This window comes from Aliiglaciecola lipolytica (assembly GCF_018860635.1).
Lineage (GTDB): Bacteria > Pseudomonadota > Gammaproteobacteria > Enterobacterales > Alteromonadaceae > Aliiglaciecola > Aliiglaciecola lipolytica_A.
In genome coordinates this window covers 68,370-89,036 of sequence record NZ_JAHKPT010000017.1, presented here as the reverse complement: position 1 = coordinate 89,036, position 20,667 = coordinate 68,370, and the positions used below count along the sequence as shown (strand labels likewise).

15 protein-coding genes and 1 pseudogene are annotated in these 20,667 nt (G+C 38.3%); 7 read left to right on the top strand and 9 right to left on the bottom strand.

All coding sequences use genetic code 11. The annotated features are described in order from the left end of the window. Window positions 1–149 precede the first annotated feature (149 nt). The 5 genes and pseudogenes from KO530_RS07210 to KO530_RS21910 form a co-directional block, all read left to right on the top strand. Window positions 150–1,013, top strand: coding sequence for a YicC/YloC family endoribonuclease (locus KO530_RS07210; RefSeq protein WP_216047740.1), 864 nt, complete (start codon window positions 150–152; stop codon window positions 1,011–1,013). A gap of 182 nt (window positions 1,014–1,195) precedes the next feature. Then, on the top strand, window positions 1,196–2,491 hold the full coding sequence (locus KO530_RS07205; RefSeq protein ID WP_216047739.1) for a tyrosine-type recombinase/integrase: 1,296 nt from the start codon (window positions 1,196–1,198) through the stop codon (window positions 2,489–2,491). 70 nt (window positions 2,492–2,561) lie between these two features. Then, window positions 2,562–3,059 carry a hypothetical protein gene (locus KO530_RS07200; RefSeq protein ID WP_216047738.1) on the top strand — a complete coding sequence of 166 codons (498 nt, stop codon included), beginning with the start codon at window positions 2,562–2,564 and terminating at the stop codon, window positions 3,057–3,059. A 404-nt stretch (window positions 3,060–3,463) separates the two neighbouring features. Then, the gene (locus KO530_RS22285) at window positions 3,464–3,721 is read left to right on the top strand and encodes a transposase (protein WP_436792295.1); all 258 of its coding nucleotides are present in this window, start codon (window positions 3,464–3,466) and stop codon (window positions 3,719–3,721) included. Then, window positions 3,722–4,033: pseudogene (locus KO530_RS21910) on the top strand (transposase); the annotation flags it as partial. It abuts the gene before it with no gap. A gap of 144 nt (window positions 4,034–4,177) precedes the next feature. Here the strand turns inward: KO530_RS21910 and KO530_RS07190 are convergent. From KO530_RS07190 to KO530_RS07150, 9 genes are all read right to left on the bottom strand, one after another. Then, window positions 4,178–4,942: a DUF3427 domain-containing protein gene (locus KO530_RS07190; protein ID WP_216047737.1), complete on the bottom strand. Its 765-nt coding sequence runs from the start codon at window positions 4,940–4,942 to the stop codon at window positions 4,178–4,180. Window positions 4,943–4,951: 9 nt separating this feature from the next. Further along, window positions 4,952–6,709, bottom strand: a complete 1,758-nt coding sequence (locus KO530_RS07185) for a response regulator receiver domain (protein WP_216047736.1) — start codon at window positions 6,707–6,709, stop codon at window positions 4,952–4,954. Between the two features lie 3 nt (window positions 6,710–6,712). Beyond that, window positions 6,713–9,751, bottom strand: coding sequence for an ATP-binding protein (locus KO530_RS07180; RefSeq protein ID WP_216047735.1), 3,039 nt, complete (start codon window positions 9,749–9,751; stop codon window positions 6,713–6,715). Next, window positions 9,751–10,806 (bottom strand): DNA cytosine methyltransferase, encoded by a 1,056-nt coding sequence (locus KO530_RS07175; protein WP_216047734.1) that lies wholly within the window; start codon window positions 10,804–10,806, stop codon window positions 9,751–9,753. The genes KO530_RS07180 and KO530_RS07175 overlap by 1 nt, the downstream gene beginning before the upstream one ends. Before the next feature lie 135 nt (window positions 10,807–10,941). Continuing rightward, the gene (gene mobF / locus KO530_RS07170) at window positions 10,942–13,506 is read right to left on the bottom strand and encodes a MobF family relaxase (protein ID WP_216047733.1); all 2,565 of its coding nucleotides are present in this window, start codon (window positions 13,504–13,506) and stop codon (window positions 10,942–10,944) included. Further along, complete coding sequence (locus tag KO530_RS07165; protein ID WP_216047732.1) at window positions 13,503–15,191, bottom strand: type IV secretion system DNA-binding domain-containing protein; 1,689 nt, start codon at window positions 15,189–15,191, stop codon at window positions 13,503–13,505. Before KO530_RS07165 ends, mobF begins: the two co-directional genes overlap by 4 nt. Then, window positions 15,188–15,493 (bottom strand): hypothetical protein, encoded by a 306-nt coding sequence (locus KO530_RS07160; protein ID WP_216047731.1) that lies wholly within the window; start codon window positions 15,491–15,493, stop codon window positions 15,188–15,190. The genes KO530_RS07165 and KO530_RS07160 overlap by 4 nt, the downstream gene beginning before the upstream one ends. A gap of 3 nt (window positions 15,494–15,496) precedes the next feature. Further along, window positions 15,497–15,727: a hypothetical protein gene (locus KO530_RS07155; protein ID WP_216047730.1), complete on the bottom strand. Its 231-nt coding sequence runs from the start codon at window positions 15,725–15,727 to the stop codon at window positions 15,497–15,499. After that, entirely contained in the window at window positions 15,724–15,915 is a 192-nt protein-coding gene (locus KO530_RS07150) for a helix-turn-helix transcriptional regulator (RefSeq protein ID WP_216047729.1), read from the bottom strand. Before KO530_RS07150 ends, KO530_RS07155 begins: the two co-directional genes overlap by 4 nt. Before the next feature lie 170 nt (window positions 15,916–16,085). On the opposite strand from KO530_RS07150, the gene KO530_RS07145 reads away from it, so the two are divergent. Both KO530_RS07145 and KO530_RS07140 read left to right on the top strand, forming a co-directional pair. Further along, entirely contained in the window at window positions 16,086–16,826 is a 741-nt protein-coding gene (locus tag KO530_RS07145; RefSeq protein WP_216047728.1) for a hypothetical protein, read from the top strand. A gap of 456 nt (window positions 16,827–17,282) precedes the next feature. Further along, complete coding sequence (locus KO530_RS07140; protein ID WP_216047727.1) at window positions 17,283–20,483, top strand: DUF3427 domain-containing protein; 3,201 nt, start codon at window positions 17,283–17,285, stop codon at window positions 20,481–20,483. Window positions 20,484–20,667 lie beyond the last annotated feature (184 nt).

Below are 20,667 nucleotides of genomic sequence, written 5' to 3'. Positions count from 1 at the left end.
CCCTGTAGGAGGCGGCTTTAGCCCCTCAAGATTTCAGCGCAAATCCCGTGGCCTAAAGGCTTAGCTGCGAATAACAAAAACCACTGCGAATTTTGTTAATAACGCGTAAACTATGCCAGCATTCAAATTTAAATTATTGAGGAATACCCATGATATATAGCATGACAGCATTTGCCCGCAACGAAATAAAAGCAGAATGGGGCACCGCAATATGGGAAATTCGCTCGGTTAATCAACGCTACCTAGAAACCTTTTTCCGCCTTCCAGAGCAGTTTCGCTCACTCGAGCCAATGTTAAGAGAACGTTTTAGAAAACGTCTTCAACGGGGCAAAGTAGAATGTGCATTACGCTATATTCCCAACGATGCAGCAGCAGGCGAGCTAAGTCTTAATGAAGATCTTGCCAAACAGCTACTAAAAGCCGCCGACTGGGTACAATCTCACGGCCAATCAAGCGGCGTAAACCCCGTCGATATCCTGCGCTGGCCTGGCGTTATTGCCACGGTGGAAACCGATATGGACAGCATTCAAACCGACATAATGAAAGGCTTTGACGACACTCTCAACGACTTCATCCAAGCTCGCGCGGCAGAAGGTGTTAACTTAAAAGAAATGATTGAACAACGCCTTGAAGGAATACAAGAACAAGTCAAAATCGTGAGCGCCAGAATGCCAGAAATCATCACATGGCAAAAAGAGCGACTATTAAGCCGCTTCGAAGAAGCAAAAATCGAACTTGAAGCGGGCAGAGTAGAACAAGAGATGATCATGCTTGCACAAAAGGTCGACGTCGCCGAAGAACTCGACCGACTCAACTCCCATATTGGCGAAACTCACAACATCCTCAATAAAGGCGGCGCATGCGGCCGAAGACTCGACTTCATGATGCAAGAATTCAATCGCGAATCAAACACCCTAGGCTCAAAATCCATCCACGCTGACATCACCCAATCAGCCGTGGAATTGAAAGTGTTGATTGAGCAAATGCGCGAGCAGATCCAGAATATAGAATGATTATTAAACAAGATTAAAGTAGCTTATTTTTTCATTATTAATCAATGATTAGTGGCGCGTTATTGCTTTAAGACAATCTGATTTAATCTAGTTAAATTAAAATTAAAGTATGACAGAAGGTTTGACAGGTATTACTCTTGGATGTAGGGTTTCGAAATCTGTCATACTTTTGGTCAATCATATTGAATTCATCAAATAAACATTTCGAAATAGTAAGTAAAATCAAATCAGGTAAAATTAATGATGCGACTATAAGGGCGTTATTAAATACTGGCATTGAGAGCTTCACCCGCATAGAGAAAAATCTGTACTTTAGGATCAGTGCTCAGGGAACTGGCACCTGGGTTTATCAATACAAAACTCACAATAAACCTAAGCGTATGACGCTGGGAACTTATGGCAAAAGACCAGATAAATTACCTTTTTCGGATGCAAGAGATGAGTTAGCAAAAGCGAGAGCTATTGTTAATCAAGGATCAGATCCGTTAGCAGAGAAAAAACGAGCAAAACAAAGTATATATAACACTGTCAATGACCTCGCATTAGATTGGTTGGATGACATAGCTAGCCGATTAGAACATCCAAAGATACCTGTCCGAATATATCAACAAGAGATAAAACCCCAAATAGGTGGCATCTCTCTCAATGAGATTACTGGTTTAGATATCCGAAGTGTTTTGAAATTTGTGAAAGGGCGCAAGAAAACCACCAGGCCAACAATAGTCAATGATACGCTTACCTATCTTAAGCAACTTTTTGATCATGGAGTTACTCTTGGGCTAATACATCACAATCCAGCAATGGCATTCAAAACTAAGCATGCTGGAGGTACTGAAAAATCTAGAGAGCGAGCGCTTTCCTTGGGTGAATTGAAAATTGTTTTTCACACTATGAGAAAGAATCATGCACACTTTAGTCGAGAGAATTACTTAGCTGTCGCATTATTAGTTGTTTTAGGGGTAAGAAAAGGGGAGTTGATTGCTTTAAGGTGGGATGAACTGCTTGACAATAATACTATTTGGCGGCTTACGGAAGAACGCTCTAAAAATAATGTAGCTATAGATATACCAATTCCAAAGCAAGCTGGTGAATGGCTCAACGAGCTGAAACATAGATCCAATGGCTCACCCTATGTATTTCCATCTCGTCGGAAAAGCAAGCGGCGAGGATATATTTCAGATGATACTTTAAACCATGCATTAACAAATCTATTTGGTAAAAAGACAGGTAAATTAAAAAGTAGTACCGGTAATGTTTTAGGTACTGCGGGCATAGAGTACTTTGTTATTCACGATTTACGGCGAACAACGAGAACATTGATGTCAAAGAATAAAGTTCGTTCAGAAGTTGCAGAAAAATGCATTAATCATGTGAAAAAAGGAGTTGAGGGAATCTACAACCGAGATGCTTTTTTTAATGAACGTAAAATAGCTCATCAACAGTTAGCAGACCAATTAACTCCCCTCGTGAATATTTAATTATCTACAAGGGTGTTTTTTTTAAAATGTGATAAGTTGATTGTGAACTTAAATTTATCAAGGAAGAAAAATGTCTAAGCTTAACAACATGAAAATCATCAAACTGTCGGATGATTTGTATCGAATACCTCTACCCAATGATGCGAAATATCCATATTTAGAGTGGAAAACTGATCTCACAATGCAACAATTTGCTAAGTCAATAGATGTGGTTGAAGTACCCTTAGTAAAATTTATTGCATTGTGTGTTGATCCAGCCATACCTATGGTTCCTCACGCTGACACATGGGCTAAAGAGAAATTATCTCGCTATGTTGATATACAAAACTGCGAAAAATACAATATGGATATGCCTAGAATCGGTTTCAGCGAGAGAGACTTGAAGCGTAATCTATTACAAATTCTATTAAGAAGAAAACCAGAAACTGTATGGGCAGTGGGGTTTGTTGGTGGAAGACACAGAGTGAGGATAGCCGAAAAGTTAGGAGCCCAGTTTATACCAGTGCAAATCAACAAGTCCGAAAGTGATGATTTTAAGAAACACCTTGGGCTCAGTCGACAGCACTAATTGAAAAATGGATAACTACTAGTTCTTCAGGTCTAATTTTCGTAAGCATCTAGCAAAGGCTGCGCCTTCAATGAATGCTTAATAACGACCAATGTCATTTTGACTTTCACTCTAGGGAATTATGCGTAGAAAACGCCGCAACCGGGAAGAATGGTGGATTATATTTGTAAATCAGTAATCAAGTGACCTTTCTGCCAGCGAAATTTGTGAGGAGTGCGAATATTCGTCTGAAAACGTTTTCTGTACGAAAAAGTGATATGGATAAAGGAAGGGTATAGTCGACTAGCAAATTGGTAAAGATTTCACCCGGGTCTCAGTGGGTCAGTTTTGAGACTGTAACTATTTTTGTGTAACTGCCTATCTGACAATTTACTCTATAGAGAGTTAAGGATAGGCAGATGAATATGAACAAGAAAGAGCTTGAAGCTTTCGTAAAGGAAGCGGCCAAGGGAATTAAAACACCTGAGGACTTAAACGAATTCAGTCAGATGTTGAAGAAAATCACTGTTGAAGCGGCAGTGAACGCAGAAATGGATGAGCAACTTGGCTATGAGAAGCATAAAAAGTCCATCTCTACGTACAGTCGCAACGGTAAGAGCAGCAAACGCGTTAAAACCGAAGATGAGGCGCCGCTTGAGCTTGAACGGTTTGCTGAAACATGAGATTGCCAGTACCCTCAAATCGCTAAATCATGGCGTACGCACTGGCATAACCTCAACACCTTGTTCAACTACCCTGAGGATATCCACAGGGCAATTTACACGACCAACGCCATTGAGTCATTGTACAGCGTTATCCGCAAGGCCATCAAGAAACGGAAAATCTTCCCTAGCGACGATTCTGCGAGAAAAATGGTGTACTTAGCCATTAAAGACGCCAATAAGAAATGGTCGATGCCGATTCAAAACTGGCGTCAGGCGATGAGTCGTTTTATTATTGAGTTCGAGGAACGCCTCGAAAAGCATATTAACTAAATGGCAGTTACACAGAATCTGTTACAGGCTCTCAGTTTTCGATGAAATTAATTCCATTACTGATGGTACGTATTAGAGGCTGACTAGCATAGCAAAATGCTTTAAATTGCTTTTCGAATATTTCTCTCATTACATATCCTTATGTTACCTACTCTTCTGTTTTAGAATGTTACCAAGTTCAGAAATAGATAAAGGTGGAGAAAGTTTATGTAACATTGCGTGGCAATTAGGACATACCGGCCTTAAATCTCTTATTGGATCCAGCTCATATAATTTATCTATGCTAGCCAGAGGGACTAAATGATGTACTTGAATATATCCTTTGCCAATTTCACCGTATTCTTTTCCAAAATTAAAATTACACACTGTGCAGCTTAACCCGTATATTTCCAGACATTTGTCTCTAGCTTTTCTATTTCTTTCATATACGTTGACTGAGATAGTAGCCTTAGTGCCTTCAAAGTATTTCAAAGGTTCTTGAATTTCATCAGGGTAATAGAAATTTTCACTTTTGGATATTATTGGCTTCCATATGATTTCGACAGGAGAGCTATCTTTATATGTTTCAGCCAAGACTTGCCCACCGTATGTAAACTCTTTTCTTGAGTCATTACGGTAAAAAATACAAACGTTAGCATTATGAGATAATAAGCTTTGTATACTGGGGTGTAAGAGCTTTGAACCTCCTTTACCATACCACTTAAACTTATTACCTACTTTTTCATTTTTGTAATTATGTCCAGTGCGGCCAGAAGCACCAATATTCACAAACAAATACCATATATTATTATACTGAGTATAGCCAGTGTCCCAGTTACCTCTTTGCTTTTCGATTGGTACACATAACAACTTATATATATCTTTCTTAGAGTATTCGTAATCCAATTTGAAATATTGATCATGAGACATGACATTACCCTAAAGTTGCTTTTGTCTTAACCATTCAAATGAATCACTCCCCACTCTAGATATTTGAGCTGCCAAATTATTAACAATGTCTTGAGTAATAAGTTGTTTAAGCTCGCCATACCATTCAAAGCGAATGTTAGTGGAATTTTCGAAGAAATATTGACGATCTTCTAAAAATGATAAAACAACCTTACTATCAGTATCTGGTAAAAAATCTAACGTTCGTACAGTAGTTGCTTTACAAGAAATAAAAAGCTTTAAGTGCTCATTGTTTGCTTTCTTTATTACATGTGTAAACTTTCCTTTCTTCTCCGTAACCTCAGAAATTTGCAAAAATGTAAAGCTTGTAGTCCTTTGTAAGCGAACACTGTCACATAAAGGCTGGATACATATATAATATTCACTTGTCTTTTCATTTTTTAATATTGTCCCCTGCTTCAATGAGGGTGCTCTACATAACGAAATTTCCTGGGAACGTCTCGTATTTTCAATTGAACATAAGTCCAGCAAAGGCTTTTCCGAGGGTTCATTTATTGATAATTGAATTGCTTCTCTTTCAAAACGCTCTATAGGTTTAAGCGTTTGATGTTTAACTTGTATTGCATTATTACTATTTAGAATAGGGTCAATCTTTTCTTGGTTTGATTCACTAGCCAACAATCTTTTAGCTTTTTGACTAGCTACGATGTTTTTTTGACTGGCTTCCATACCTATTTCTTTTAGGGTCTCTTTTAAATCATCGGCTAATAAAAGCCGCTTCATCTGCGTTCTATTGAAGGTTAGTTTCTCCTCATCAGATAACTCCAAGAAAAATGATTTTTTAAGGTCATCTACTTCAATAAAATCAGGCCAAGCATTTATGATCTTTTTAGATAGACTACCTTTAACTTTTTCATTTATCTGTAAACTTGATTTAAGCTCTTCAGAAATTAATTCAACAGCGTAGTCGAACGCAACGTCATGAGCTTGCTCTCTCATTTTAGGTGATGAGATCAAACCTAAAATATGGGATACATATGCAGGATCAAGAGTGCTATTAAACTTATGTAAAAGATTATGTGTATTATCTCGAATTGATGCTATCGAAGACACGACAGCGTTCGACAATAATCCAGTCGTAAGATTAGCAAAAGAGTTAATCAAAAAATCACATAACTCAACCTCTAGTTTATCAGCCTTATTAACCACCTCTATTTTCCAATGAGTTAGTTCGGGTAACTCAAACGTAATAGTCCTTTCTTCTAATTTTGAGTGTAAGCCAACAAGTGATTTTACAAGTATATCAGCAACATCTTCAGCATTTTCAGCTGTATATATGCAAATCAATCGAGTTCTTCCACCTTCAGAAATATCAATCTCAGATATTTTAAGTGTTGTATCTATTGCAAATTTTCCATCAGGGCCAGCTTTTTCCATTTGCCAATCTAATATAGTGATATCTGCATTCTTAGAGGTATTTACGACTGCTTGCAATGAAGAATCGACGTCACCTTCAGGGGAAAAACCACCACATATAATTCCTTTACTTGCAAATTCGTGAGATAAATCTTGATAATATAGCTCATGAGAAAGAGCTGTGGTTGCTTGCTGTTTATCATCATCAGCTTCAAACTCACCAAAACCAGTATCATCAGGCTCAGCTAATTTTTCATCATCAAAAGCAGGTCTTGCTTTAAATCTAATGTTGTCATCAACGGCAACTACCGATTGTAAAAAGTGCTGTGCAATCATTTTTGAGTTTTCTTTAAAACTTAACACTGGTGTCATCCCTTACGCCTCTGCATTGATTGAATCTTGTTCTAGTTTGGGTGTTATAGTAAAGCTAGCACCTTCATTGGGGTTATATGGTGCTAAAGATATTTCAAATCCCTCATCTTCTAGTGTCTTTCTTACCACGTATAAACCCATTCCTCGTCCGCCAGCCTTTCGAGAAAAAGCAAATTCGAACACATTTTCTTTATCTATGGTAGGAATACCAGGCCCTGAATCTTTAATAATAAAACCAGTATTAGTAGCATCTAACGTTATTACTTTTTCTCCACTAGCTTTGCCGAGCCAAAAAATAGAGTTATCGATTAGGTTTATGATTGCGGGGTATATGGTAGAGGTAAATCCTATAATGCTTTGCTCTAGAAACTTATCGGTTACCTTCAATTGAATTTTTTCATTGGCTAAACGATCCCAGAAAACACTATTAACAAAATCTGATACCGCTTTACCTGTAATCGTTACTTTCTTTCTAGTTAATCTTCTAGTGAGTGGTGTGAACACTTTTAGGTAACCTTCAAGGTGCTCAAAACCGCTCCGAATATCTTGGTATATCAAATTGAGCTTTTCATTTTTACTTGCCCAAGGTTGCATTTCTTTCAATGCTCGCCTTATCCCTAACACATTCCCGCTAAACTCATGGTGTATAATTCCAATCGCCATACCTAAATGTACCATTTCAGAATTTTGATCATTTACTTCTTTTAGATGTTCATATTCCGACTCAATAACTTCAGTAAGTTTATTTCCTGATATTGAATTTTGCTCATTACCTTCTCTGATTGTTTGTATTTGATCAGCTATATGCTCTACTTTTTCAAGAACCATATTTGCAGTTTCAGTTATTTTCCCTTCAAGAGAGGCTTTCAGCTCATATAACTCATCTGTTGATTTTTCGTTAAAGCTTACAGAAGAAAAATCATGCTTCACCTGTTCTAAGTTTTCTTTGGCTATCGCTCTATTCTTAGATATTTCACTCTTAGCCCAGCCTTCTAATTCTTCTAATACTTTATTAGCTTTGTTATAAACTGCATTAAGTTGTTTTTGTTGATATTCAGTTTGCGAGTCGATTGAGTCACTGAAACGCCTACGCATCCCTGTTCGGTTTCCAAATTTATCTTCAAACTCTACCAAACGCTTTTCAGTTTTTGCCTTTAACTCATTAATATTGCTTTGGATTTTATCTTTTTTAACTTTATACATATCGCACAGATCTGTAAGCGCTTTACCAAACCCTACTCCTGCTGGAAACGTAATATTTAGATTATTTACTAATGGTTTTAGTCCATTTGATAAGATTTCTTGAACTTCAAAAATAAAATCATCGACAGACTCAAATTGCCCATCAAAATCTTTAAATTTATAATTAATTTTCTCAGATATACTTGTTAGTCGACTGCTCCAATAGTCGTTATCGTAACGTTTGAAAAACACTTCTAGTTGCTCTTGCAGCCTTTTTTTCTTGGTGCTTGTAAGGTTTTCTCGCTTTTTAAGTAAGTCATATGCTTCTTGATGTCTTGACCTTATTTGTACAAATTGTTCTGAAAGGTCACCTTTTTCATTAAAAAAATCACGTGCTACTTGTATAAAGAAATTCTCTAAAATTGACTTAAATTGTTTATAAGCTTTATTTTCTATAAACCCTTCCCGGCCAGCTTTCTCGTGCAATGCATAATTGTTTTTTTTAGTAAGTTCAATACTTCCGAGCATCCTACGGTATGAAAAGAAAGCTTGGCTAGCACTTTTACTCCGCCTTTGCTCAATGTGCAAAAAATCAACATCTGAATCACCATATGGCAAAACACGAATCCCATCTCTATAAATGTACAACCCACCGATTTTGTTGGTTTTATGGTAAATTTCTTGCCACAAAGCATTTGGTAATTTTGATTCTCTGGCCGTTCCCATAATGACAGCCAATTTAATCTTAAAATGTCCACAAAATACAGGCTTGTTAAGTCCTTCAGGCCAAGACAAGACATATTCTTTTTCTTCTTCACCATAGATGGTTACTGTACCTGTAAACTGTCCAAATTCGTTGAATGAGCCTTTGATATGATGATCAGATTGCTCAAATTCCTGTGGAGTAAAAAAGATTGATTCACTTATCCTATCGACGATTGAGCCATCTGCTGTGTGGTCTCTAAAACGAGCCAAAATGGGTGGTTTATTATCTTTGTCCATTGTATTGGTAAAACCAAGCAAAGCTTTTTCTAAACGAGATGCCTGGTCTGTCGCAGCCTTTGAAGTTAAGTCGCCTTCAACCTCTTCATTTAAGATCTCATCTACTGGGGATATAACAAAGTGAGTTCCAAAACCGTCTTCATCTAAATAGAGCTTTCGATTCGATGTAATACCATCACTTTCTAATTGGTCATCGACTTTAGCATCAAAATTTTTCAAGTTTCGATACCAGACTTCAGGATTGAACTCAAAAGAGTCGATCTGATGAATAACGGTGTCAATTTTATCTTGGGATATTTTATTATTTAATGATTTTACATTTTCTTTCGCTTGCGATAACAAATTTAAAAACTGGTCATTTGTTATCATTTGATTATTTCTAATTTCAATCAGTGGGATATCTATATCGCTTAAATCTAAAGCAGGAAGCGAAAATAAAGTCCAATTTATAAAGCCCGCAACTAGGGTCGATAAACCATCCTCTCTTTTTGCCCTAGTCAAAACTAATACCTGAGGTCCTATAGCTGCAATGGATAGCCGGCCTATACCCTTTTCGCCCATAACAGGGCGAAGGGCTTTCGATATATTTGTTGCAGGTAAAGCAATGCTATTTTCATCAACAAATTTGCTGTCTGTGCCTATTGTTAGCCATCGCTCTTCAAATTCATCACGAGTCATTCCGAGACCATCGTCTCGAAGAATTAAAAGGTTCCTTTTACGTATGTAATCGACTTCTACGTTGTCTGCATATGCATCATGTGCATTCTTAAATAACTCACTTAAAGCTGTTGGGATACCTGCTATTTGCTGCCTACCTAACATATCCAAAGCTCTTGCTTTTGTTTTAATCTGAGCCATTACTCATGTCCTTCCTGAACGCGATCAAAATGATTTAAAATTGCTAAACCAAAATTTCTAGCCAACTCGCAGGGTACGGCATTTCCTATTTGCTTGGCCATAGAAGTAAGTGTACCTGAAAAAATATAGTCGCTTGGAAATGTTTGAATATTTGCAGCTTCCCTCATACTTATTGGCCTATTTTGATTTACATCTGGATGACCAAATCTACCATTAGAGTAACCATTACATCTTGTTGTTAACGTGGGTGATGGTTTGTCCCAACTCATCCTCCCATATGTGTCGTAGTGCCCGTCATAATCTTTATGAGCTTTATTTATCAATCTGGTTGGCCAATTCCTTCGATCTCCCCCTTCAGGTGTCAAACTAATTCGCTCAAGATTGATAGAATCTAAATTCGAGCATCTATGGACTGGATCTTCCTCAGATACTTCTCCCGCGCGAAGTGCTGGTAGCATAAAAATTGCATCTCTAACTGTAACGTATGGAATACCATTTACACCGTGTGTTTTCGCTGGTTCCTCTATTCTTCCTAGTCTACTAGCTAATAGAACCAACCTTTTTCTTTTTTGTGGTACGCCGTATTCTTCTGACTTTGCGATAAATTTTAAGTGTTGGTAGCCGTTTTTTGACAAGAAAGATAGAAAGCGACAAAATGGCCCTTCAACATTAGGGTTAACATTTTGCATTCCTGGTACATTTTCAAGCAATATATATTCAGGGTTTAAAGCTAATATAAACCGATGTGTTTCATCTAAAAGAGTTCTTCTAATATCAGCATCAGACTTTTTATTGTTTTGATTGGAAAATGGCTGGCAAGGAGCACATGTACATATTAACAAAGGCTCTTCGGTTATATTGGGAACTTTAGTCACAATATCTTCAACTGTTATATTTCTAACGTCATCTAAAATAAACTGAGCGTTTGGGAAATTGGCTTTATAAGTCGAAGCAGCATTCGGTTCGAAATCTATCCCTAATGAGATATTACAACCAGCCTGTTCTAATCCTTTGCTTGCCCCGCCGCAGCCACTAAAAAAATCAATTACATTCAACGTTTATACTCAAAAACTCTAATTATTCTCGTGTAGATGGTATCAGGTTTGGTATCGTACCGTCACTAGTGGGTCGATGCTACGATAACAAGATTGTCCCAGCTTCAAGACATTCCTCGTTATTATCTTATGTAGCTAATAAAATGCAAGTTCATACTGTTTTTGCTTTTCTAAATTAAGTGATGATATTTGGTCATTTGTTAAATATTCAATTGCGAGCTTAGGCCTGTTATTCCGAGATATTTGAGCTGCTAGCGCTTCACGTAGACCGACCGCTACAGGAGCATGCTCAAAGTCAGACGGAATTAAATCCCTTAGCTCTTCTGCGTTAGCAAAAATATGGGCTTTGTCTTTATGCCTAGAGCAAGCAACATAGCTATGAGCACGATCCATATTTTCGGTGTAATAGACAAACACATCGCCATCAATCGTAAGCCCTTGGCTTGAGTAGACAGTTTGAGCGTAGGCTTGAGTTAAATAGACACGGCCTTCATCATTGCAGTAGTCTGATAACATGAACTGTGTCTGCCTACCTGAGTCCAGTGCAACTCTAATCCACACATCGCCATCATCCATAAGTTGGACTTTAGTTACTGTTCCGATATCACCATTCGTATAGCTGCGTTTATAGTCATTTTTGGTGAACCTGATACGTTCACCAACTGATACTTGAAAGTCTATGTCACGGTCGCTTACTGTACCTTTAACGTCGATATTTTCTTGTCCTACGACACCTTCCGTTTGCAACTCGTGGCGCATACGACTATTTAACTGAAGAACATCATTCCAACTTTGCGCAATAACCATCGATTTTTTATCTGGGTTTTGTAGTCGATAATTTTGCCAAGCAGAAATCAAATCCTGTTTACTCGAATCTTCGTCTTTTGAAAAAGTGAGTTGCTTGCGTTTTGCATATTGAGTAAGAGCTTGGCTAGCATAACCATCTCGAAAGTCTGCCACCGCTTGCCTATCCCAGCTGTTAGTTTGTCGTCGTATTGTTTCAACACGGGTAGTACCGACGATTTCAGGTTGCGACAAGTAACGTAAAATTCCGCCATGCTCTATGGCATCTAGCTGCTTATCTTCTCCAACTAATACTACTTTAAAGCCAATCTCAGCAGCATGCGATAAAATCTGCTCCAGGTACATAGTTCCAACTTGTCCTGCTTCATCAACTATAAGTACATCACCTCTTGTGAGAGGCTTTGTTTTAGAATCTAATGCATGTAAAAGGCGAGCGATTGTATGACTCTGAATTTTAGCTTCGCTTTGTAAACTATTAGCAGCAGCACGTGCAATGGTTGTTCCAATGACTTTACTTCCAGTATTTCTATAAGCATTCGCAACACAACCCATAGATACAGACTTACCTGCACCAGCTGAGCCTTGAATAATAGTTAACTGACTCGCACCGCAAGCTGAATAGACTGCCTCCAATTGCTCATCTGAGAGTACAATACCCATATTTTCAACGGCTGACTCAATAGCTGATTGGGGTAATTCGTGTGAGTTACTTGATGAAAGTTGAACTGCTAAGTTTTTCAATGACAGTTCGGTTTCAATCACTTTGTTTGTTGTAAACAAAGCGTTATTCTTCCAATCCCTACAGAGAAATACAGAGTGCTTAGATTGTAGGGTATTTTGCGCAATGGCACTTGCAGTTTGCTCCGACTGAGCATTTTCAATAGCTAATTTTCCTGCTAATTCGTACACATCTTGCGCACGAAAAACAGACTTGCTCTCAGTTAAAATGCTCTTAATAGTTGATTCATCAAGAATAGGACTTTCAATATCGCTAAATGCTAAATCATGGTTTAACGAATCAGCTTTGTCTAAATCAGCTTTGGTAAAGCCCATTTCATTCATCTCTTTAGCCCAAGATAAAAACAAAGAAGGTCTGTCTATTTCAGTTTTTCTTTGACGAGTAGAAAGCGCAATAATATCAGCTGATTTGGATCTTCGATTTACTTTTGGTTGCTTCGCCAACTCTGACTTAATTAGCTCAGAGCGCTTTGAAAAGTGTTTACATATTGAATCTGGTATTCCAACAACTCGAAAAGCTTCTTTGTCTTTTTCAATTTGATAACCTAAGTTTCGCAATCCCTCTGCTAATGAAGCTCTGTACATCGAGCTAGCAGCCTTTTGCCAAAGCATTAAGCTCCTAGACTCGATTGTACCCCACGTGCAGTCTAACCTTGGCGCTACATTAGCAATCACTAAATGTGTATGCAGGTGGGGGTCTTGAGTTCGACTCGTGCTATGTTCAAACAAGCTAGCAACTAAGCCTTCGACAGCCTCAAATTCGCTGCCAGCAGAACCTCTACGGGTAAAGGCTGCGTTATCTTCTAGCAGTTTTAACGCACTGAGTACCGCCTGTTTTTGGACTTCTTGTATCATTGCTCTAGTTTGCTCGCCAGCTCGCGCCCAAAGCACTGAAACGCTTTTAGGCGCATTGAAAGTGAGATCCCATCCCGGTCGATGCTTTTCACCCGGATTCTGGCATAGTGCAACTTTTTTGTTAGGTGAATAACCCGCCATAACATTTGCAAAGTTCTTGTCTTCAATAACCCCTTGTAGCTTTAGTTCCGTTGCGCCAATGCCAGCCCAAATTCCAGGAGGCTCACCTCCCTTTACGTAATAGTCTTCGGTTGCTAAATCTTGGTAATAACCAATGCTTTTTATTCCAGCAATTGTCATCATGAGACGCCCCTCCCTCTTCTAAGGCGATTTTTTGATTCTGTTTTTACAGGTACGGATTCTTCTGGATTTTTCTGATTCTGACTCTTAGAAATGAACGCTTCAGCAATTTTTTTCCGTTTTTGGATTGGCCAATCTAAACGGTAGACAGACTCATAACCATTGATTAACAGGTAGCCCGAAACTGTGCGACTTGAGCGAGGCAAATGAACGATTTCCTCCATGTTGACGGCAGGCATATCAGAATGCTGAAAACTAATCGATTCTTTACCGCTGCTATCGTATGATTTAACGCGTTGCTCAACCCGTTTTGAACCAAAACTTTCACTTGCTACTTTTGCAGAATCACCTATCGGCCCTGTTCGTAAGGCAATAACATTGCTAAAAAGACTCAATATTGTTTCAGCATCATCATTGCCATAGATCGACCGAAGCTGAGAGACAGCTTGAGTTCCAGCAATTGTCCTAACCCCTTTTGATCTTCCAAGTGTAAGTAACTTTTTTAGCGATTCGGTTTTTGGCATATTGCCAAGCTCATCCAAGACAAACCAAAACCTTTGCGTACCGGAATCTGGAGACGCAATTATTTTGCTAGCTAATAAAGAAAGGAGGGCTGAACATAAAGCTGAAGACATCTCATAGGCCATTGGGTCGCCGGCAACGATTAGACGCTTACAACTACCATACATATGCCAATCATTCAGGCAAAATGATTCTGAGCAATCTTTCCATTGATTGGCTAAACCAGGAAGCCAACCAAGCTGAATTGTCAACGTAGTCAGTATAGAAAGGCTTGTTTTACTGTCAGGTTCAACAAGGTTTAGCCCTGTTTTGTAATGAATACTAAAAACATCATGTAAGGTTTGAGCATCGCTAAAAACCAGGTTATTTAGGTCAATCCAGCTCCAACTTTTTCCTTTTTTCATTAAAGTGATAAGCACACCGGTTAACACTATTTGGGCTGCGTCAGTCCAAAATTTGTCTTGAGTAGAGCTTTGGATTAAGACATTTGCTACGGTTTTTGCGGAAGCTTCATCCGTGATGTCTTTAGCTAAGTCCCAGCATGCCCCGCGTTTGTCGTTGGGGCTGACCAATACTTCGGCACCAGTATAGAACTGCTCGGTATATTCCCTTTTCTCGTCATAAATGAATAACGAATCGTTGCGCTTAAGTAGCTGCTCTAATAGAAATTTGATAATCGTAGATTTACCTGCTCCTTGCTGTCCAAAAAGGAAAATATTTCCTAACTCCCGCATTATCCCCATGGCAATCTTTGGATGGAGTTTTATTCCGCCAAACCCAGACTCTTTCTTCCGCCACTTTTTAGCATGCTGAATGGCGCTTCGTCCTCTAAGTACTATAGGGCCTGACAAGTGCCTATATTGCGGTATAGGTTTGTAACTCTTAAGTAAAAAAGTAGAAATGCTCAGGCTAATTATCAACGCAATCAACGGTACGCTAATTGTAACGATAGATAACGCGGAAAGCTCAAAAGCAAATCTACTGCAATTTTGATAAAAAGCAATACAGGTTGTGTGATCAATCGCATAAGTTAACAGCTCGGATATCTGAGCCTGATTACCAAATCCAAAAATCAATATTGGTAATGCCACGATACTAATTAATAGAGACAAACAGCAGGTCACGCCAAAAAGGCGCGACCAATTCTTTGGTCGCAACTCATTCATTTTGAATTGCCTCTCTGTGTTCGCATTTGATTCACAGTCTTAGCCGCGTCCCTTTTTTCGGCCTCATCAAGATTTGCAACGGCACAGCAAATATCAAATACTTTCTGCAACAGTCGTTTTTCAAGCTGTAACAACTGTGAAGATAATTCAATCTGTTTAGCAGACAAACGAATACGCTCGCGAGCTATATCGCTCAGCGTTGTACCAGCCTGCTCAGCCGCATGCATTAGATCTCTGTGCTCGCTTAGGCCTAACCTGATGCTAACTTGAGCCGTCTTTTCATGTCTTACTTTAGCTGCCATTAGTTACTTCCTTGTTTTCTTAGAAACCGCATCATTATTGCGATGTTCAGGCTTTGTTTCGTGCGCATTGGTTTCAGCTTGGGTTTTACTTGCAGCCTTTGTAAAATCAGACCCGAAGTCGAATTCAAGTTGTACCGTCAAGGCACCGCAGGTGCGTGGCGTGTAAGAACATTTCTTATCTTGTTCCAATTTGTCATTCTGCATTTGACTGACGTTTGATTTATTAGTATTCATTTGACGCCTCCTTCCTGCGATACGAACCAAGCTTCAATAGTGCTATGAGGCCATCCAACGAATCTTGGGCCGTAGGTGTTAGGTTCAGGAAGTATTCCTCTACGTCTCCAATTCCAAAGTGTCACAGTACTTACGCCTAGTGCTGCTGCCAATTCTGCGGGTCTAACTATCCGTTTTTCAAAATTCATAAGAACTCCATTCTTTTTTGGTTAATAAATGTCTGCGTCATTTTTCATCACGCTAAAAAATATTATCTCGTCACAAAATGTATCCATCACAAAATTTCATAACTGTGTTGATTTTTCTGAAAACCTGGTGGTATTATCGTGTTAACATTTGTTTTTTATAGGAAAAATATGTGAATTTTTGTGCGCTCTGTTGGCGACCAGTGGTGTCCGCAAGAAGTGGATACGGGAAATCACGATACTTCTGCATTGCACATAAAGCCTCGCAAGAAACTCAAAATGACCATTTATTACAAAAAAGACGAATACTGCGAGTGTTAGAAAAGCGCGGGCATCACATAGATACATCGTTATCTCAGTCGGCTTTTTACCAAAAAATATCACAAGGCTTAGAGAGCCTTACCTCAGATCCAAAGATCGCAATGAAAGACCAAATTGATTTCAGAAAGGAAACCTCTTATCTATTTAAGCGCTTTGTTTCTGTGACAAGTCGGTTTTATCCGATCACATATAAAAAGCTAAAAAACATTAGACATATCACCCCGCAGACAGATGAAGAATTTTTCACTTCCATTCTTATTACTCTAGAAAATAGCGCATTTATTCGTGGCCTCTCATTGCAATTCGCAATGGTTGAAAGTGATCAGAAACCTAAGATATGGTTTCCAAATTTGATGAGGGTTGTAGCCCGACATGAAGCCGTTGAGATTGTAAACGAACACGACTTTCATCCAGGGCCGGACTCAAGCAAGTTTAAAAAGAATGAATTGAGAGATAAGCTTTATAGTAGGTTTCAACACCTAAAAGAAGTGGGTAGCAAAGGCAAACAAAAACAGCTTGCTATTGAGTTCGGATTATCTGAACAGCGAATATCGATATTATTGAAAGAATACAAAAACAAAGGTATTACATAAAGTATTACATACATACCACTAATAATAATAATAGACATATATATCAAGTATTTAAATTCCTTATATGTATTCAGATCCAGAATATCGAATAGGTATTTATTAATCTTTACATAGGGTTATAAGCCCTCATTTACCGTTATGGAACTAATAAATAGGGTCATGACGGTAACCCCAAACCTTCTAGAACCTTTATTAACCTTCAGCTCCCTTCAATTTCAAAAGCTGTTTTTTTTATAATTTGGAAGTGTCCTTTTTACCTTAAAAGTTCCTATTGAAGTTGTGGCGTAAAATACCTTAAACCAGCTTAAAAACTCATATTTTCAACAAAAGCATGGGGCTAATAATTAAAAAAGTTAATTTGCATGCCCTCACAGAAGTTAGCTCACTGCCACTAAGCTTTTACCCCAATTCCCTTTTCAGGTATGCTCGATAAACCAATGATTAAAAAGGATCTTTATGAATCAAGTTGGCATATATGAACAACTGATCACCCAATTGGTTGCGCAAAAGTTAGATCGTGAAATTTTTTATGTTGGTGAGCGCTCATTAGAAAATGGAGAAGCTGCATCTTGGTTGTCTCGATTTTTAACACGAATCATTGAAATAGCAATGGATTCTGTACCTAACGGTGAAAGCAGAGTTCTTGAGCAAATAAACTTAGCCAATAAGGTCATAGGATGGTTAAGCGATAATATAGGTGACAGTGAAATTGTCACCGAAAACTTAATCGATACACAAGGCAAGATACTTACTGCACTCCTAGATAAGCAAAATCCTGTTGCTTCTGATCTTCCTAAATATATCGAATCAATCATGCCCCTGACTGGACTAACTCAAAGTGAATTATTTTGTGGTAGTAACGTTGGTATTTCGCTTGAAACTGAGATTAAAAGAGAAATTCAGTCGTCGGACAAAATTTATTGGTTAGTGTCATTTATTAAGTGGTCTGGAATTAGGATTTTTAAGAAGGAGCTTGAGGAATTCACTCGCAGTGGTAAACAACTAAAAGTTATTACAACATCCTATATGGGAGCCACTGATGCTAAGGCCGTAGAGTTTTTAGCTTCACTACCAAATACAGAAGTGAAGCTCAGTTACAATACAAATAGGGAACGACTGCACGCTAAGTCATATCTGTTTATGCGTGATACCAGCTTTCATACTGGTTACATTGGCTCATCCAATTTATCTCACTCAGCCTTAACCAATGGCTTAGAGTGGAATTTAAAAATTACCTCTCAAGAAATTCCTCACATTATCGAGAAGTCTCTCAGTACCTTTGAAACTTACTGGGAATCGCAAGATTTTGAATATTTTGATGGCAACACACAAAGCAAGGAGAGGCTTAATATTGCATTACAAACAGCTAGAGGTTCGTTTGATGATAATGTACCTAGTTTTTATTTTGATATTAAACCGCACTCTCATCAAAAAAGTATACTGGAGAAATTAAAGGTCGAAAGAGAGCTGCATGGGAGGTATAGAAACCTTGTCGTCGCAGCAACAGGAACGGGGAAGACAATTATTTCAGCTTTTGACTTTGCAAGGTTTTACAACGAAAATCCTGAAGCTAAATTTTTATTTTTAGCGCACAGAGAGGAAATACTTAAGCAAGCAAGAAGCGCATATCGAGGAGTTCTTAAAAACAGCCAATTTGGGGAGCTATTGGTAGGTCAACATAAGCCTCAAAAGTTTAATCACCTATTTGCTTCTATCCAGAGTTTCAATAATCAATTTTCAAACTTGAGCTTAACTAACGATTACTTTGACTATATTGTCATTGATGAGGTTCACCATGTCGCAGCTAATAGCTATCGCCCAATTTTAGAGCATTTTGAGCCAACAATACTTATTGGATTAACGGCAACACCGGAACGCCATGATGGTGCAGACATCCTCAAAGATTTTTGCAACGTTATTGCTGCGGAAATTCGATTACCAGAAGCAATAAATCAACGTCATTTATCGCCATTTCAGTATTTTGCAATTGATGATGAAACAGATCTTACGAAAATATCATGGTCTAAAGGCAGATATGATGTTGCTGAGCTTACCAATTTGTATACTTTGAATGATCAACGGATAGTTAGAATTATTCAAAGCCTCAAGGAAATTGTTACTGACATATTACAAATGCGAGCATTAGCATTTTGCGTGAGCAAAGAGCATGCGAATTATATGGCTAAAAAATTTACTTTGAGCAATATTCCTTGTGGAGTGCTTACTAGTGACAATTCTAAAGATCGGGATATTCAGCAGCAGCGCTTGAAATCTAAAGAAATTAATGTCCTTTTTGTTGTGGATATAGTTAATGAAGGTGTCGATATCCCCGAACTCGATACCCTACTATTTTTGAGACCAACAGAGAGTTTAACTATTTTCTTACAACAATTAGGTCGAGGACTCCGATTAATCGAAGACAAGGAATGCTGCACCATTTTAGACTTTGTTGGCAACTCAAGGCCTGAATATGATTTTTCTCACAAGTTTAGGGCGTTAGTTGGCAAGACCAACCAAGCAATTTCGAAAGAGGTGAAGCAAGGTTTCCCGCATCTTCCTCTTGGCTGTCGTATTGAATTACACGAGAAAACCCAACAAATGATCTTGAGGAATATCTCTCAAGCAACGTTAAATAAAAACAAATTACTAAACCTTATTTGTAATTATCCTCATGTTACAGATTTACCGCTTACCCTGACAAACTTCATACGTATTTATCCAGATATAACTTTAGAAGATATTTATAAGGTAAAAGTTGGCAAGTTTGGAGGATGGAACACTTTAATTGCTGCAAGCAATCAGGACAATATAAATGCAGCAGAGTATCCCATATACGCTGCTTATTACAGGGCAATCAATAATAGATATCTAGGCAATACCTCTATCTCATATTTAAGGTTTGTTAAAAACCTATGCGAGTTAAATTTTTCCCTAACTAACCTAGTGAATATTGAATCCGTGCCTGCAAGGCACAAAGAGCTATTTACTGTTATGTGCCACTATGACTTTTGGGATAAAACAACTAAACAAGCAGGGTTTAGCTCGTTATCGTCTAGTATCGAGGCGTTAAACATCACTCCTCTTAAAAACGAATTACTAGAAGTCATCGCTTTGTTAATTGAACGTCTCGAAACACAAGAATTTTCAATGCCGACAGTGGAAAGCGAAATAGTTGATAATTCACCTCTTCAAATGCACGTAAGATATCCCAAAGAGCATATTTTGGTTGCATTTGGTGACACAACAATTGATAGAAAGTCTTCAAGTCGTGAGGGAATTTTAAACATTGCAGACGCAAATACAGAACTGCTATTTGTGACTCTTGATAAATGTGAAAAACAGTTTTCTGCAACCACCATGTATCATGACTATGCTATCAGCCCAACATTATTTCACTGGCAAACGCAAAACAGCTCAAAGCCTACATCAGGTAAAGGCCTTAGTTATATTCAGCAAAAGCGTAATAAAAAAACGTTTATTCTGTTTGTAAGAGAACAAGCTAAAGACGAGCACGGAAAAACAATGGGGTTCGTGAACTTCGGTCCTGTTGATTTTGTAAAGTATGAAGGTTCTCAACCTATGAATATTACATGGCAATTAAGGCACCCCATGCCAGCTTATATGTGGCATGAGACAGCTAAATTGGCCGTTGGATAGAATCGTTAATTACTTGAACTACATTGAATCAAACGATGCTTTATTTTTTCTCTACTCTCAAGAGGATAACGAGATTAAGTCTTTATATGTGATGGCATCGACACATGAAATTGATATGTCGATCGGATCGACATGAACTGCTCAGATCTAGGCTCGCTCTACCTCGAATTTTTAGCCATTTGAT